This is a genomic window from Stenotrophomonas sp. GL_111, assembly GCF_057835245.1.
The window spans coordinates 526,564-541,788 of the sequence record NZ_CM174421.1 but is presented as its reverse complement, the minus strand read 5'-3'; the positions used below and the strand labels follow the sequence as shown (position 1 = coordinate 541,788).

Here is a 15,225-nt window from a genome sequence, read left to right as displayed (position 1 = left end):
GCCTCGTGCAGCGAAGGCCTACGCGAGCGTCGATGATCGGAGGCTGTCTGGGGCATCGCCGCGGCGCCCAACCCCGCGCGGGGGAGGATTAGACTTGGGGTTTTCCGGTTGCCCGAGAAGTCCATGTCCAAGCTGCGCCGCCCTACCCTGATGCTCGCCATTGCCGCCAGCCTGTCGCTGGGCCTGGCCGCCTGCGACCGTGAACCGGCCGCCCCCGCCGCCGCCGCGCCGGACAGCGCTGCCGCACCGCCGGCCGCCGCCAAGCCGCAGCTGGGCAGCTTCGGTTTCGATATCGCCGGCATGGACCGCAGCGTCGCCGCCGGTGACGACTTCTTCGGCTTCGCCAACGGCAGCTGGGTCAAGAACACCGAGATCCCGGCCGACCGCTCCAGCTTCGGCAGCTTCAACGTCATTTCCGAAAAGACCCTGGCCGATACCCGCGCCATTCTCGAAGGCGCCGCCGCCGATACCAAGGCCAGTGGCGAGACCAGGTTGATCGGCGACTACTACGCCGCCTACATGGACGAAGCCGGCATCGAGTCACGCGGCGCGGCTGCGGTGAAGCCGGAACTGGAGGCCATCGGTGCGATCGCCGACAAGGCCGCGCTGGCCACCGCGCTGGGCGGCACGCTGCGCGCCGACGTCGACCTGCTCAACGCAACCAACTTCTACACCGACCGCCTGTTCGGGGTGTGGGTGTCGGTGGACCTGCTGCAGCCCGACCGCAATGCGCCCTATCTGGTGCAGGGCGGCCTGGGCCTGCCTGATCGCGACTTCTACCTGCAGGGTGGGCGCATGGCCGAGCTGCGCAAGCAGTACCAGGCCTATATCGCCCAGATGCTGCAGCTGGCCGGCGTTGCCGACCCGGCCACCAAGGCGCAGCGCATTCTGGCGCTGGAAACCCGGATCGCGCAGGCGCATGCCACCCAGGAAGAAACCAACGATGTAGCCAAGGGTGCCAACGCCTGGAAGCAGGCCGACCTGAGCGCCAAGGCGCCGGGCATGGACTGGAATGCCTTCCTGGCCGGGGCCAAGCTGGACGCGCAGCAGGACTTCATCGTGTGGCAGCCCAAGGCCGTGGCTGGCATCTCGCGATTGGTTGCCACCGAGCCACTGGATGTGTGGAAGGACTACCTGGCCTTCCACGCGCTGGACCGCGCCGCGCCGTATCTGCCGAAGGCCTTCGCCGATGCGCGCTTCGCCTTCCACGGCACCACGCTCAACGGTACCCCGCAGCAGAGCGACCGCTGGAAGCGTGCGGTGGATGACAGCAACCACGCCGTGGGCGAGGCGATCGGCAAGCTGTACGTCGAGCGCCACTTCGACCCGGCCACCAAGGCCCGCGCCGATGAGATGGCCAAGAACATCATCGCCGCCTTCGCCAAGCGCATCGATGCACTGGAATGGATGTCGCCGCAGACCAAGGCGCACGCCAAGGCGAAGGTTGCCGGGCTGACGGTGGGCATGGGCTATCCGGAAAAATGGCGCGACTACACCGGTCTTGAGATCAAGCGCGACGATGCGCTGGGCAACGCCGAGCGTGCGGCGCAGTTCGAGTACCAGCGCAACATCGCCAAGCTGGGCAAGCCGGTCGACCACGGCGAGTGGGCGATGCTGCCGCAGACGATCAATGCGATGAACGTGCCGTTGGAGAACCGCCTGGTGTTCCCGGCCGCGATTCTGCAGCCGCCGTTCTTCGATGGTGCCGCCGATGATGCGGTGAACTACGGTGCGATCGGTGCGGTGATCGGGCACGAGATCAGCCACGGCTTCGACAACGCCGGCGCGCAGTTCGACGAGACCGGCAAGCTGCACAACTGGTGGACGGCCGACGATCTGAAGAAGTTCAACGCGGCCGGCGATGCACTGGCGGCACAGTTCAGCAGCTATCAGCCGTTCCCGGGGGTAGCGGTGAACGGTCGTCTGACGCTGGGCGAGAACATCGCGGACGTGGCCGGTCTGGCGACGGCCTACGATGCCTACCAGCTGTCGCTGCAGGGCAAGCCGGCGCAGGCGCTGGAAGGTTTCAGCGCGGACCAGCGGTTCTTCCTGGGCTTTGCGCAGGCGTGGCGGAGCAAGGCGCGCGAGCAGGCGCTGCGCAATTCGCTGTTGACCAACGTGCACGCGCCGGGCCAGTTCCGCGCGCTGACGGTGCGCAATCTGGACGCGTGGTATCCGGCGTTCGAGGTGAAGGAAGGCCAGAAGCTGTACCTGGCACCGGACAAGCGGGTCAAGGTGTGGTGATCGGTTTCATCGCAGCGTTGTGATGGAAAAACGGGCGCTTCGGCGCCCGTTTTTTTGGATCAGGATCAAAGGCAGATCAACGGCGCAGATCAACGGCAGGGCTTCATTTGCGCGCGTTGGGGCCACCCCACCCACGCCAGCCCTTCGACACAGTGCTTCCGCTCAATGAGAAGCGGTAGAGCCGGCCGCTGGCCGGCTGGCCGCGCGCAGCACGGCAATGACCGAACCGACGACCTACCGGCTCACCCCCACGTCTCCAACACGCTCACCGGCACCCCCACGCGCGCGCAGGCACGCGTGGCCACACCGTCGTGCAATGCGCGGCGGAACATCGGGGCCATGCCCTGCAACATGCGTGCGCAGGTGCGTGCCTGGGCGCGTTGCAGCGGCGTGCGCTGCAGCATCACTTCAGCCCACGGCGGCAACAGCGCCGCGCCGGCGCCCAGGAACAGTTCGCGCGAGAGCCCGGCCATCGGTACGGGCAGGCGGATACCGGACAACACCTGCAGCACTTCGCGCGAGCGCGCGTCGAACACCAGCTGCGACTGCTGCTGTGCGAAGTACGCGGCCACCTCCGCTTCCGAGGCCGGCACGTCGGTGGCGCCCAAGGCTTCGGCCACACGTTTGTACTCGCGGTAGTACCGGTCGGCGATGGCCACGGGCACGTCGCGGCCGTAGCGGCGGCAGCCCTGGAGGAAGGCGTAGGCCTCGGTCACATGGACCCAGGTCAACAGATGCGGGTCATCGGCTGAATAGGGGCGGCCATCGGCGGCCTGTCCGCGTACCTGCGCATGAATGCGCTTGACCTTGGCGACCAGGGCGTCCACTTCGCCGGTCGGCGCGTAGCTGGTGCCAGCCACGAAGGCGGTGGTGCGGCGCAGGCGACCCACCAGGTCCGCGCGGAAGTTGGAATGGTCGTACACCCCGGCCAGGGCCAGCGGGTGCAGGGTCTGCAGGAGCAAGGCACACAAACCGCCGGCCAGCATGCCGGGGAACTCGGCATGCACGCGCCAGGTGGCGCTGTGCGGCCCGAACCAGCCCGGGTCGCCCAGCGGCTGGTCGTAGTCGATGCCACTCTGGCCGCGTGGGAAGGCGCCCAGCACCCAGCGCCGGATCGGCACGGTGACGGGGCGGGAAACGCGGTGCAGCAGGGTTGGCATGGCAGGTCCGATCGGCCGGGAGGGAACCACGGTCTGCGCGGTCGGCACCGATTCTGGCCGATCACGGGGGCCCTCGCGAGCCGCCACGCTCAGCCGGCGTTTCATGTGCACCTGCAGCACGATTTTACCTGCGACATCTTGTCGCAGGCCGCAGGCGCGATGATGCGCCGCACCACGAGACGCCCATTCAGAAAACAGGCCCGCGCCGCTTCGCACGACCCCCATTGCGCGCTTCGCTGGAAGTGCTAGAACTGAATCCGCCTCATCGTCGTCCAATGCGCTGCCGCACGTTCCAGAAGGAGCACGTCATGATCGCTTTGTTCAAGGGTTTGGGTTTGCTGTTGCAGGACAACGAGCTGTACAACAGCCCGTTCGAAAAACAGGTTGCGCATTGGCGGAACAAGAGTGAGCAGCAGATCCGCGAGGAAGTCGCGGTGCTGGCCAAGGCCAAGGGCCAATGGCTGATGGCCTCGATCGTGGGCTGGCAGGCGGCATCGCTGCTGATCCTGGGGCTGATCAGCAATTACCTGTGGCGGGACGATTTCCATATCACCTTCACCCGCGTGGTGATTGTGTTCGGTTCGTGGATCTCGATCCTGTTCGTGATCTGGTTCATGGCCAACATGTTCGACCACACTGCCGGTTTCGAGCGCTGGATGAAGGCGTTCAACAGCCGCGCCCGGATCACCTCCGACGCCGACAGCGTGGAATGCGTGGCCGAGGCGCTGGACATGGCCCAGCTGTATCCCGAAGTGCTCGATTACAAGCAGGTGGTCACCTCACGCCGTGAGCTGCGCCACGAAGACATCCGCATCATGCGCGAGATCGGGCGCATGCGGCAGCACTCTGAACTGGTCGGTCAGCTCAACCATGTCGGTGAGCAGGACGACGGCCGCAACCTGCATCTGCAACCAGCCTTCTGACCATCCCGGAAAGCGGGGGGAGCCACAATGCCACCGTGTTCACCCACGGTGGCATTGTTCTTTGCGCACCTCGCTGACGCACTGGCGGAAACCCGCCGGCAGCCCGGCCATCTGTTCGGTCTTGCCCGCCGCCACGCTCAACCGGTGCAGCGGCGGTTGCGCACAGGCCTGGTCGGGCGTGCAGCGCGGATCCAGCACCAGGTAGTAGCAGTGGCCGCTGCTGCTGGCGATGCAATCGAAGCTGGCCACACCGCTGTCCACGGTGGTCTTGCTGTACAGCGTATCCACGCCGTTGGCACGGATGCGGGTGACGGAGGTATTGCTTGCCTGCTGGCAGGCGGCAAGCGCCACCAGGCACACGGTGAGGATGAGGGCGGTACGCATGGTCGCTCCGAGGAAAGGGGCCAAGGGGGATTACATCCCCCGGAACAGGCTCATGAACGGCTGGCTGACATTGAGCACTTCCGGGCGCTGCTTCAGGCGTAGCTGGCCGCGGCCGGTATCGTCGCGGCTCACCGCTGCCACGGCTTTCATGTTGACGATGGTGGAGCGGTGGATCTGGCGGAAGCGCTGCGGGTCCAGCACCTCCAGCAACTCGCGCAGCGGGGTACGCAGCAGGCTCTCGCCATGCTCGGTGACCACCGTGGTGTATTTGCTGTCGGCACGGAAATAGACCACGTCTTCGAGCATGATCAGCTGGGTATCGCGGCCGTTGCTGGCGGTGATCCAGGCCAGCGGCGGTGCGCCGGTGTGGGTGCCGTTGGCCTGGCCCAGCCGCTGCAGCAGCTGTTCGAGCATGGCGCTGTCCGGACGCCCCTGCTGCAGGCGCGCCAGGATCCGCTCGCGGGTCGCCAGCAGGCGCTCGTCGCTGACCGGCTTGAGCAGGTAATCCATCGCGCCCTGTTCGAACGCATCGATGGCGTACTGGTCGTAGGCGGTGACGAATACCACCTGGGTGCGCGGGCTCAGCTCGGGCAAGGCGCGGGCGACTTCGATGCCGCTGATGCCGGGCATGCGGATGTCCAGGAAGGCCAGGTCCGGTTTCAGCTCGGCCAGCTTCTCCAGCGCACTGGCACCGTCTTCGCATTCGGCCACCAGCCGCAGCTCCGGCCACAGCCGCTGCAGTTGCCCGACCAGCGACTGGCGCAGCAGGTCTTCGTCTTCGGCAATGAGCGCATCAAGCTGCATGGATGGCCTCGCGTGCGTCGCGCGGCAGGGTGATCGTTGCCGCCACGCCGCTGGGGAAATTGGACACGATCGCCACGCCGGCGCGTTCGCCGCAGGTCAGGCGCAGGCGCTCGCGCAGGTTCTTCAGGCCGATTCCGGTGCCGCTGCTGCCCTGGCCGAAGCCCAGGCCATCGTCGGCGACGGTCAAGGTGATGTGGTCGTCGAAGGCACGCGCGATGATCCACACCGTGCCGCCGCCGGGTTTGGGTTCCAGCCCGTGCTTGATCGCGTTCTCGACCAGGGTCTGCAGCGCCATGGACGGCAGCGGCAGGCCCATCAGCGCTGGCGGTACATCGACCTGCAGGGCCAAACGCGCGCCCATGCGGATCTTGAGGATTTCCAGGTAGGCCTGGGTGCGCTCCAGCTCCACGCCCAGGGTGGACATCGACTCGTCCACGCTGGGCAGCGAACTGCGCAGGTACTGGATCAGGTGCCCCAGCATCTGGTCGGCGCGCGGCGGGTCGGTGCGGGTCAGCACCTGCGCGTTGGCCAGCGTGTTGTAGAGGAAGTGCGGCTCGACCTGGGCATGCAGCAGGTTGAGCTTGGCCACCGACAGTTCCTTCTCCGTCTCGGTCTGCGCGGCCGCGGCCTGCTCGTCACGACGCTGTTCGGAGACCCGGCGGGTGATCACCCGGCTGACCGCCTCGGCGTTCTCGAAGTTGCTGCCCTCATCGACCGCGAGCAGGTCGGCCCAGACCCCGGCGTCGGGCTCGAACAGCAGCGTCACGCTGCTGGTGCCCTGCCCCGGGGTCACCGTGGCCACCACGCTGTTGCGGCGGATCGCCAGGCGTGCCGGCAGGTTCCAGCGCGACGGTGGGCGGCCGTTGTAGGGGTCCACGCGGCGCACGTAGGCGCGCACCTGCAGGCTGCCGGCAGCGCTTTCGATGTCCTCCACCCGCGGCAGTTCGGCGATGGCCGCCTCGAGCAGGGCGAAGGCCGGGCCGGCGTCCATGGGCAGTTCGATCTGGCGGCGCTGGCGGCTGGACAGGGTGGTGCCATCCAGGCGCCCGGCAACCATCCAGACCCGGCGGATATGGGTGATGCAGCTGCCGATCGCGGTGACCACCAGGAACATCGCCAGCAGCCCGAAGACCCAGCCCGGGCCGTCGCGCATGCCGCTGAAGATGCCACTCCAGACGAAGCCGGCCACGATGAGGGCGGCGAACCAGGCCAACAGGATGCGGAAGATCAGGGCGAGGCTGGCGAACACGGCGGCGTCTTCACGATGGGATGGGGCGAGCATAGCCCCGCCGCTGGCAAGGACAAGCGGCATGCGACGAAGGCGCGGTTTGGTGGGACGAAGCCGCGTAGGGCCACCCCGGGGGTGGCTGGTCTTCGTTCCGGGGCCATGAAGCCACGCATGGCGTGGCTCTACCTCGGGGCGTCCGGCCGGCGTACCGGCCGGACGCGGTCTTATTTCCGCTCGGCGGCGCTGGCTTCGCGCGGGGCACGGAACTGGGAGTCTTCACTCCAGTTCGGCCAGGCGCGGGAGTTGGCCAGCTGGTTGCCCAGCGTGTACAGCACTTCCAGATCGCGCGAGGCACCGGCGAAGGTCCAGTCCGGCTGCCACTCGTCGCCCTGCTGGTGGTAGCGCTTGGCGGTGTAGTCATCCGAGGCGGCCTTGCCGGCCGCCACGCCGCCGTTCACCCAGTCCTGCCCGGCCGAGTAGGACACCGCCGGCACGCCGCGCTTGGCGAACGGGAAGTGGTCGGAACGGAAGAACAGTCCGGCTTCCGGCTTCGGGTCCGGGGTGTAGCGGATGTCCCAGCCCTTGGCCACGTCCTTGAGCTGGTCCAGCAGTTCCAGCTTGGCCGAGCCGTAGATGCCGAAGTCGCGCGAGGGACCGAACGGCGCCATGCCGTCCATGTTGATCACCGCCACGGTCTTGCCCAGCGGGTAGAGCGGGTGGCTGGCGTAGTACTCCGAGCCCAGCAGCCCCTTCTCCTCGGCGGTGACGGCCAGGAACAGCACCGAACGCTGCGGGCGCTTGCCCTTGGCGTAGCCACGGGCGAGTTCGATCAGCGAGGCGGTACCGCTGGCGTTGTCGAGCGCGCCGTTGAAGATGGTGTCGCCGTTGGCATCCGGCTTGCCCACGCCGATGTGATCCCAGTGCGCGCTGTAGATCACCGTTTCATCGGGATGCGTGCTGCCCTCCAGGCGGGCGGCCACGTTGTGCGAGGTGATCACCTCGGTCTTGACCGCGTACTTGGCCGAGAAGGTCTCCCCCTTCAGTTCCACCGGCTTGAACTCGCGGGTCTGTGCCTGCCGCTTGAGCGCCTCGAAATCCAGGCCCGAGCGCTTGAACAGCTCCACCGCCAGATCACGCTGGATCCAGCCTTCCAGCAGCGGATGCGCCTCGGCCGGGTTGTCGCGGACCACGTCGAACATGGTGTTGGTATTGGAACCGGCTACGGTGGCCCAGCCATAGGAGGCCGGTGCGGTCTCGTGCACGATCAGCACGCCGAGCGCGCCCTGGCGTGCGCCTTCTTCGTACTTGTAGGTCCAGCGACCGTAGTAGGTCATGCCCCTGCCGTCGAAGTCGCCCTGGCCGCTTTCAAAGTCCGGGTCGTTGATCAGCACGACGGCGATCTTGCCCTTCAGGTCCACGCCCTTGAAATCGTCCCAATGGCGCTCGTCGGCCTTGACGCCGTAGCCGAGGAAGACCAGCGGGGCGTTCTTGATGTCCACCTCGGTGGCACCGTTCATCGCGGCGCGCACGGCGATTTCCTTGCCTTGGCTCAGCGCCTGCGGCTTGCCCTGGCTGGTCAGCGCCAGGCTCGGGGTGCCGACGATATCGCCTTTGCGCAGCGGTACCGCCTGGGTCCACAGACGTTTGCCGTCCTTGAGGTCGCCGCCCGGCTGCAGGCCGGCCGCGGCGAACTGCGTGCTCAGGTAGGCGATGGTCTTCGCCTCGCCGGCGGTGGCCGGCGAGCGGCCTTCATAGGCGTCGGAGGCCAGCTCCTTGACGTCGGCGGAGATCCGCGCGCCGTCGAATTTAGGCGTTGCCGCCATCAGGGCCGACGACACCGACAGCGCCAACAGGCTCAGTACTACTCGCTTCATTGCTCTCTCCACAACGGGACCACGTAGACCCCGAGTGTAGGCGATGAAGCGCCGGGCCATGCCCGGCTGCTCCGTTCACCAATTCGGATCTTCCGCCGGCGCCGCCGGCTTCGGTGCCGCGGCACGCTTGGCGGCCGGCTTGGCCGCACCACTCGCCGCCGTCGCTGCGGCCTTCACCGGCGCCGCCTTCTGGCGCAGCTCGATCGCGCCGGGCTTGAAGTTCGCCCCGCCAAGATCCGCACCGCCTTCAATCGTGCCGTAGGAAGTCTGCGCCGCCACGCGGTCGACACGGATGGTGCAGCACGGGGTTTCACTGCGGCCCAGCGAACGACCGGTCTGCGGGTCCTTCAAGGCTTCGCCCAGCATCACCGCCTGCCAGCGCTGGCCCACCTGCAGCGAATCGCCGCCCTGGCTCAGCACCACCTGGTCGCCGCTCATCGACACCACCGACACCGGGAAGATCTCGGTGATGATCGCGCTGCCGATCTGGCCGGACAGCGAATCCATCATCGCCGCAGCCATGCCCTTGCCGTCCACCACACGCGGCAGCGTGCTCGGCCCGGTCGAAGCCAGCTGGTGATCGAAACTGTCGGACATCACCACTTCACCGGTAGCGGCATTGATCAGCCGCAGGGTGATGCGGCCGCCGCCGGAATACGAGCTCACCTGGCGATCGGACATGCGCAGGTTGCGCACGCTGCGCGGGTATTCGAAACGTTCGATGCTGGGAATCAGGATCAGGTCGGTGGCCAACTGCTGGCCCAGCCGCGCGGTGTCCTGCAGGCGTACGTTGCCGCTGTTGATGTGGTCGATCTCGGCCTGCATCTCCTCACCGAACTCGCGGTCGAGCACGATGAAACGCTTGGTCTGGGTCAGGGTGTCGTTGAGCCGCGCACGGATCGCACGTGCCACTTCATCACTGCTCACCCGGCCATCGCCGACCGCATAGCTGCCGGAGCGCACGTGCGGTTCGGCCACCACGATCTTCGGCCGGCCCTGCTCGTCCGGGGCACGGTACTTGGCGATATCCGCCTTGATCCGCACCTTCCAGTAGCTGCGCAACGTGCGCCGGTTGACGTCGGATTCGAACGACTGCGCGCCACGCTTGGCGTCAACCTTGGCCTGTTCCTTGTAGCTTTCCTTGACGCTGGCCGACGCCGAACCACCGGCGCCGGTCGCCTCGGCCGTAGCCTGCGCCGACCCGCTGGCCGACGCCGAGGCGGAATAGGTGTAGCCGGCATCGCTGGCACGCACGCGCGCCACCACTTCCTCATCCAGCTGGGTCACTTCTTCCTGCGAGAGGATTTCATAGCCCAGCACCGCCCCCTGCGAGGCGGCGATCATCTGCTGGGAAAACGCGTCGGCGCGGATATCGCCGACGTGCTCCCCATCCACGTCCACATGCAGGCCTGCACGCAGGCTCTGCATCTGGCTGGCCACGCGTACGCCATTGACCTGGGCCACCGCCGATTGCAACGCGGCCAGTACCGCCAGCTCGGGCGTGCTGCCGATGCCGTCGGCTTCACGCGACACCTGGGTGGTGCCACCGAAATCCGGTGCACCGCGCAGCGGTTGGTCTTCAGCCGGCTGGGCCAGCTTGGTTTCGGCCTTGGCCGGGGCGTCCTCCACCGCAGCCTCCTGCTTGCCGCAGGCGGCGAGCAGGGTAGCGGTGAGGGCCAGGCTCAACAGGCGAATGGAGATCTGCATGCGTGGCCGTCCTGGCTCAGTTCAGGCCGTCGAGCATCGAGTCGGCGTTGCCCGGCACCTTGATCTTGCTGGCGCGGGCGAAGGTCATCGCCGACTTGGACGAGGTGTACAGGCCCTTCAGGTAGCCCGGGGATTCCTTGGCAACCCAGGCACCGGCGGCCAGCTTGCGGCCCACGGTGGCCAACTGGGTGGCGCCCAGGTTCTTCATGCCACCGGCGAAGTTGCTGGCTTCACCGCTCAGCTTCTGGCCTTCGGCGGCCGAGGCGATCAGCGACACCAGGCCATCGGCGTAGTGCTGCTTGGATTCGGCGTTCAGTTCCGGCTGCGCGGCAACGCGCTCGTCGATCGCGGCCTGGGCCTTCTCGCTGACCGACACCGACTTCTTCATCTGGTCCACGTTGACCGAACCCGACGACAGCGCCTGGCGCTCGGCTTCCAGCAGCTGCACCTGCTCGGCCAGGCCGAAGGCCTTGGCGAAGGAGGTCTGTGCCTTCAGCGAATGCGACTGCGAGGAAACGAAACGACGCACCAGCGCTTCCTGCGCGGCTTCGTCCGGGGCAGCGGCGCTGCTGGAGGCGCTGCTGTCGCCGCCGCCCACCAGGCCCTTGAGCTTGCCCAGCTGAGCGTGCGCCGGCAGCGCGAAGGTGGTGGCGATGGCGAGTGCGATGAGGGTCTTGCGGATCATGGGATGTCCTTTATCTGAGGATGGCAGCTGTCGAGCGTTGCTCGACAGGCTGTGGAGAACCGGCGCTGGATCAGCGCACGGCCTTGACGTTGAGTTCGTTGATCATCTGCTGGGCAGCCTGTTCGGCGGCTTCGCGCAGTGCGTTGGTACGGGCAACGGTTTCATTCGGACCCAGGCCGGCGTACTGCACCGGGCCCACCGAGGACACGGTGCGCGGGAAGCGCCCGGTCACGTCCAGTACCTTGCCGGTCACGGTCACATAGACGCGGGTGTTGCCCGAGGCCGGGTCACGGTCGCGCATGCCGATGTCCAGCGTGCCCACCGCGATGTACGGGATGTTGGCCGCACGGATGCCGTTGGCGGTATCGCGCAGGGTGGCAGCGGACAGGTCGTTGCCGGTGCTGAAGTCCTTGCGGATGCGCTCGATGCTGAGCAGGCCGCGGCTTTCGCCTTCGACGTATTCCGCTTCAACCACTTCATAGCCGGCGCTGCTGAAGGCACCGGTCATGGCGGTGTTGACTTCGGCGGCGTTGGCCACCTTCCAGCTGATGTTGTCGCTGCGCGCGGTGGTGCTGCCACCGGAGGTGACCGAGACCGAGGCATTCTGGTTGATGCTGCCGTTGGTGCTCACCGAATTGCCACGGAAGCTGTCGCCTTCGCGGGTCTTCTCGTCATAGCTGCGGCTGGCGTCGACGCGACGGTATTCCTTGTCCTGGAACGACTGCACGGTGTCCTGCGAGCGCGCCATGAACAGGAAGGTCAGCAGCGAACGCTCATTGCTGCGCGCACCGGCCACGGCCGAACCGGCATCCAGCTTGGTCTGCAGCAAGGTGGTGTTGATTTCGGCGCGGACGCTGACGGTGTAGGTCTTGGCCTTCTTGTCTTCGTTCTCCGACAGCGGCACCGCCGACAGCACGTAGCGGTCGATTTCACCGATGAACTCGGCGCGGCGTGCTTCGAACAGGCGCAGCTTGGCCGCGCCGGATTCGGCGATGTAGGCCTCCAGCGCGTTGACCTTGGCCTTGTTCAAGGCCTGGGCCCGGGTGTCCGCGCTCAGGCGCAGGCCATAGCTGGCCGAGCCCATGCCACGCGAACTGGCGGTCTGCGCAGCGACCGGTGCGGTCACCATCAGCGCAATGAGAATCAGCAGAACGGCACGAATCAACGACATGATTTGATCAACTCCTGGAGGGCCTGGGTCTGTTGCTGCAGCGGGCGTCCGCCCGGCTTCTGTTCGTCCAGCCAGGCGCGCGAATCGGCGCGCTTGGCCGCGGCGCCGGCAAAGGCATCAAGCCCGGCCAGCACGGTTTCATAGCCGGCCGACCACTGGTCGACCTGCCATTGGGTCACCGGCACCACCTTGGTGGCACCCTTGCGCAGCGGCTGGTCGAAGAACACCTTGCCGGAGAACGGCTCGATCACCGAAACCTGGAAGAAGGCGCCGAACAGCATCGTCTTCATCGCGGCGGTTTCGTTGACCACGCCGCTCTTCATCGCATCCAGCTGCAGCTTGATCACGTAGTCGGGCTCGGGAATCTTCAGCTGGTAGACCTTGCCGTCGGCAAAGCGCGCGGCCATCGCCCCGCCGATCGCCTCGCCGGTGGCCGGCGGCAGCAGGCCGATACCGGTATTGGACGACAGCGTCTTGGACAGTTCATGCGCCAGCGTGGCGCGCAACGGGCCTTCCAGCGCCGGGTTGGGCAACTTGGCGCGGGCGGCATCGGACAGCGTCACCGCGCCCACCTGCAGGCGGCGTACCGAGGCGTTCGGCAGCTGCGCGGTGGACAGGGTCTTGGCCAGCACCTTGGGCAGACCGGTGTCGGCGCCGCCGTACAGCAGGTCGGCGACGATGGCGTTGATCTCGTCGTCGTCCGGTCGGTATTCCAGCAGGTCGATGCGCTGCAGGGTGAGCGGGTACGACGCGATCACCTGGCGCTCGCGGAAGTCGAAGAACAGCGCCTGCAGCGCCACTTCCACCAGCACTTTGTACTGGTCGCCGATCGGCTCCACCGAGACCAGCTCACGGTCCAGCGCTGCCGCCAACACGGTGGCACTGGTGGTGCCGTCGAGCTTGGCCAGCTGGTCGCTGATCAGTTGCAGGTTGGCCGGCGGCTGCCGGCGCAGGGCTGCGCCGAGCTGCTGGTTCAGCGCTTCGGCGCCGCGCTGCTCGATCACACGGGTACTGTGCGGGGCCACTTCATTGCGCGCGGTAGCCTCACCGGTGAACGCAAAGCCGGCCCAGTAGACCTGCTGCGACTTGTCGGCGGCATGGGCACTGGTGGCGAAGGCGATAACGCACAACCACAGCCACGCGCGCGGCGCGCGAGCTCGCTTCTTCCCTGAAAACATCGTCCTGCGGTCCTTGTGTGCCCCACCCAGGCGGAGTGCCGGGCCGGATTCGTGAATGGGCGCAACGATAGCCCCTCCCCCAAGCCGGAGCAAGATGCGATTGCGTCAGCCTTTCGCCAGGGCCTCGGACCGGGCCAGCAGCCAGGCCCGCTCCCGTGCATTGCTGGTCAACCCGGCGGCACGCGTGAAGGCCTGCCGGGCATCATCGGCTCTGCCCAGCTGCAGCAGCAGGTCGGCCTGGACCGCTGCCAGCGGTGCGTAGTCCTGCAGGCGGCCATCGGCGGCCAGCTGCTCCACCAGTGGCCAGGCCGCCGCCGCCCCTTGCGCACGCGATATCGCCACCGCGCGGTTGAGCTCGACCACCGGCGAGGGCTGCACCTGCGACAGCCGCATGTACAGCGCGGCCATGCCGGCCCAGTCGGTGTCCTGCGCGCGGCGTGCACGGGCATGGCAGTCGGCGATGCCGGCCTGCAGTACATACGGATCATCCACACCGCCCAAGGCGATGGCCTGCTGCAGCGCCGCCTGGCCACGGCCGATCTGCAGCCAGTCCCAACGGCTGCGATCCTGTTCGGGCAGCAGGATCGGGTTGCCCTGCGCATCCACCCGCGCGCCCGCACGCGAAGCCTGCAGTTCCATCAGCGCCAACAGCCCGTGCACCTGCGGCCAGGTGGGCAGCCGGCCCACCAGCACGCGCACCAGCCGCAGTGCCTCCTCGCACAGCGCCGGGCGCATCCAGTCATCGCCACTGCTGGCCGTATAGCCTTCGTTGAACACCAGGTAGATCACTTCCAGCACCGAGGCCAGGCGCTCGGGCAGCTCGGCCTGCCGCGGTACCTCGAACGGCACCTGCTTCTGCGCCAACGTGCGCTTGGCCCGCACGATGCGCTGGGCGATGGTCGGCTCGGGCTGCAGGAACGCGCGGGCGATCTCGTCGGTGGTCAACCCGCCGAGCAGGCGCAGGGTCAGCGCCACCCGTGCATCGGCCGACAGCACCGGGTGACAGGCCACGAACATCAGCCGCAGCAGGTCATCGCCGATATCGTCCTGCAGTGCATCGCTGTCATCGGGCGACGGCAACGGCTGCGGCTCCAGTTCACTGCCCCATAGGGCGTGCTGCCCGGCCACGCGCTGGTGCTGGCGCAGCACGTCGATGGCGCGATTGCGTGCAGTGGTCATCAACCACGCTCCCGGGTTGTCGGGTACACCCTGTGCCGGCCAACGCTCCAGCGCGGCCAGCCAGGTGTCCTGGGCCAGTTCTTCGGCACGCCCGACATCACCGCCCAGCATCCGCGCCAGGCGTGCGATCAAGGCCGGCGCTTCCATGCGCCAAAGGGTATCCAGTCGTTGCGAGAGCGCGTTGTCCATGGCGCCGATCAGAGCATTGCCGGGCCCTGGCGCACAAGCGCCGCGCTCAGGCCACCGGCACTGCCCGGTTCAGCCCGGTTCGCCGTCCATGTGTGCGATTTCCCACAGGTGGCCGTCCAGGTCCTGGAAGCCACGCTGGTACATGAAACCGTAGTCGCGGGCCGGCATCGGCTCGCTGGCACCGGCCTTGAGCGCCTTGTCGACCAGCACATCCACCGCCTTGCGGCTGTCGGCCGACAGGCAGGTGATCACCTCGGTGGAGGTGCGGGCATCGCTGATCGGCTTGGTGGTGAATCCGGTGAAGAACGTCTCCACCAGCAGCATCACGAAGATGCTGTCGCTGATGATCATGCACGCGGCATTCTCATCGGTGAAGGTGGGGTTGAAGGTGTATCCCAGTGCGGCGAAGAAGGCCTTGGAGGCCTCCAGGTCACGCACCGGCAGGTTGACGAAGATCATCTGGGGCGAAGCGGTCATGGTTGAATCTTCCTTGGTTGGT

The 15,225-nt window shown here is 67.2% G+C and carries 13 protein-coding genes; 2 read left to right on the top strand and 11 right to left on the bottom strand.

All coding sequences use genetic code 11. The features are described 5' to 3' along the window. The first annotated feature begins 123 nt into the window (after window positions 1-123). Complete coding sequence (locus AC3IPM_RS02395; protein WP_489302334.1) at window positions 124-2,244, top strand: M13 family metallopeptidase; 2,121 nt, start codon at window positions 124-126, stop codon at window positions 2,242-2,244. A 242-nt stretch (window positions 2,245-2,486) separates the two neighbouring features. Here the strand turns inward: AC3IPM_RS02395 and AC3IPM_RS02390 are convergent, their stop codons facing one another. Continuing rightward, window positions 2,487-3,404: an oxygenase MpaB family protein gene (locus AC3IPM_RS02390; protein ID WP_489302333.1), complete on the bottom strand. Its 918-nt coding sequence runs from the start codon at window positions 3,402-3,404 to the stop codon at window positions 2,487-2,489. Between the two features lie 308 nt (window positions 3,405-3,712). Here AC3IPM_RS02390 and AC3IPM_RS02385 point away from each other — a divergent pair, with 308 nt between their 5' ends. Further along, window positions 3,713-4,327: a hypothetical protein gene (locus tag AC3IPM_RS02385; RefSeq protein WP_489302332.1), complete on the top strand. Its 615-nt coding sequence runs from the start codon at window positions 3,713-3,715 to the stop codon at window positions 4,325-4,327. Window positions 4,328-4,366: 39 nt separating this feature from the next. Here AC3IPM_RS02385 and AC3IPM_RS02380 read toward each other — a convergent pair whose 3' ends face one another. From AC3IPM_RS02380 to AC3IPM_RS02335, 10 genes are all read right to left on the bottom strand, one after another. Further along, window positions 4,367-4,711 (bottom strand): hypothetical protein, encoded by a 345-nt coding sequence (locus tag AC3IPM_RS02380; RefSeq protein ID WP_489302331.1) that lies wholly within the window; start codon window positions 4,709-4,711, stop codon window positions 4,367-4,369. 30 nt (window positions 4,712-4,741) lie between these two features. Continuing rightward, a complete protein-coding gene (locus AC3IPM_RS02375) occupies window positions 4,742-5,515 on the bottom strand; it encodes a LytR/AlgR family response regulator transcription factor (protein WP_489302330.1) in 774 nt (257 codons plus the stop codon). Further along, entirely contained in the window at window positions 5,505-6,764 is a 1,260-nt protein-coding gene (locus AC3IPM_RS02370; protein WP_489304000.1) for a histidine kinase, read from the bottom strand. Before AC3IPM_RS02370 ends, AC3IPM_RS02375 begins: the two co-directional genes overlap by 11 nt. A gap of 203 nt (window positions 6,765-6,967) precedes the next feature. Further along, window positions 6,968-8,617: a M28 family metallopeptidase gene (locus tag AC3IPM_RS02365; RefSeq protein ID WP_489302329.1), complete on the bottom strand. Its 1,650-nt coding sequence runs from the start codon at window positions 8,615-8,617 to the stop codon at window positions 6,968-6,970. 75 nt (window positions 8,618-8,692) lie between these two features. Then, the gene (locus AC3IPM_RS02360) at window positions 8,693-10,324 is read right to left on the bottom strand and encodes a CsgG/HfaB family protein (RefSeq protein WP_489302328.1); all 1,632 of its coding nucleotides are present in this window, start codon (window positions 10,322-10,324) and stop codon (window positions 8,693-8,695) included. 16 nt (window positions 10,325-10,340) lie between these two features. Beyond that, window positions 10,341-11,009: a hypothetical protein gene (locus AC3IPM_RS02355; RefSeq protein ID WP_489302327.1), complete on the bottom strand. Its 669-nt coding sequence runs from the start codon at window positions 11,007-11,009 to the stop codon at window positions 10,341-10,343. A gap of 70 nt (window positions 11,010-11,079) precedes the next feature. Further along, window positions 11,080-12,180, bottom strand: a complete 1,101-nt coding sequence (locus AC3IPM_RS02350; protein WP_489302326.1) for a hypothetical protein — start codon at window positions 12,178-12,180, stop codon at window positions 11,080-11,082. Next, window positions 12,171-13,310 carry a hypothetical protein gene (locus AC3IPM_RS02345; RefSeq protein WP_489302325.1) on the bottom strand — a complete coding sequence of 380 codons (1,140 nt, stop codon included), beginning with the start codon at window positions 13,308-13,310 and terminating at the stop codon, window positions 12,171-12,173. The genes AC3IPM_RS02350 and AC3IPM_RS02345 overlap by 10 nt, the downstream gene beginning before the upstream one ends. Before the next feature lie 153 nt (window positions 13,311-13,463). Beyond that, window positions 13,464-14,726 (bottom strand): RNA polymerase sigma factor, encoded by a 1,263-nt coding sequence (locus tag AC3IPM_RS02340; RefSeq protein WP_489302323.1) that lies wholly within the window; start codon window positions 14,724-14,726, stop codon window positions 13,464-13,466. A 69-nt stretch (window positions 14,727-14,795) separates the two neighbouring features. Next, on the bottom strand, window positions 14,796-15,203 hold the full coding sequence (locus tag AC3IPM_RS02335; RefSeq protein ID WP_489302322.1) for a VOC family protein: 408 nt from the start codon (window positions 15,201-15,203) through the stop codon (window positions 14,796-14,798). Window positions 15,204-15,225: the final 22 nt, after the last annotated feature.

Excerpts from the sequence above, each read along its gene's own strand:
- AC3IPM_RS02375 (WP_489302330.1), bottom strand. The coding sequence starts at position 5,515 with ATGCAGCTTGATGCGCTCATTGCCGAAGACGAAGACCTGCTGCGCCAG.
- AC3IPM_RS02395 (WP_489302334.1), top strand. The coding sequence starts at position 124 with ATGTCCAAGCTGCGCCGCCCTACCCTGATGCTCGCCATTGCCGCCAGC.
- AC3IPM_RS02355 (WP_489302327.1), bottom strand. The coding sequence starts at position 11,009 with ATGATCCGCAAGACCCTCATCGCACTCGCCATCGCCACCACCTTCGCG.
- AC3IPM_RS02350 (WP_489302326.1), bottom strand. The coding sequence starts at position 12,180 with ATGTCGTTGATTCGTGCCGTTCTGCTGATTCTCATTGCGCTGATGGTG.
- AC3IPM_RS02390 (WP_489302333.1), bottom strand. The coding sequence starts at position 3,404 with ATGCCAACCCTGCTGCACCGCGTTTCCCGCCCCGTCACCGTGCCGATC.
- AC3IPM_RS02335 (WP_489302322.1), bottom strand. The coding sequence starts at position 15,203 with ATGACCGCTTCGCCCCAGATGATCTTCGTCAACCTGCCGGTGCGTGAC.
- AC3IPM_RS02385 (WP_489302332.1), top strand. The coding sequence starts at position 3,713 with ATGATCGCTTTGTTCAAGGGTTTGGGTTTGCTGTTGCAGGACAACGAG.
- AC3IPM_RS02365 (WP_489302329.1), bottom strand. The coding sequence starts at position 8,617 with ATGAAGCGAGTAGTACTGAGCCTGTTGGCGCTGTCGGTGTCGTCGGCC.
- AC3IPM_RS02380 (WP_489302331.1), bottom strand. The coding sequence starts at position 4,711 with ATGCGTACCGCCCTCATCCTCACCGTGTGCCTGGTGGCGCTTGCCGCC.
- AC3IPM_RS02340 (WP_489302323.1), bottom strand. The coding sequence starts at position 14,726 with ATGGACAACGCGCTCTCGCAACGACTGGATACCCTTTGGCGCATGGAA.
- AC3IPM_RS02360 (WP_489302328.1), bottom strand. The coding sequence starts at position 10,324 with ATGCAGATCTCCATTCGCCTGTTGAGCCTGGCCCTCACCGCTACCCTG.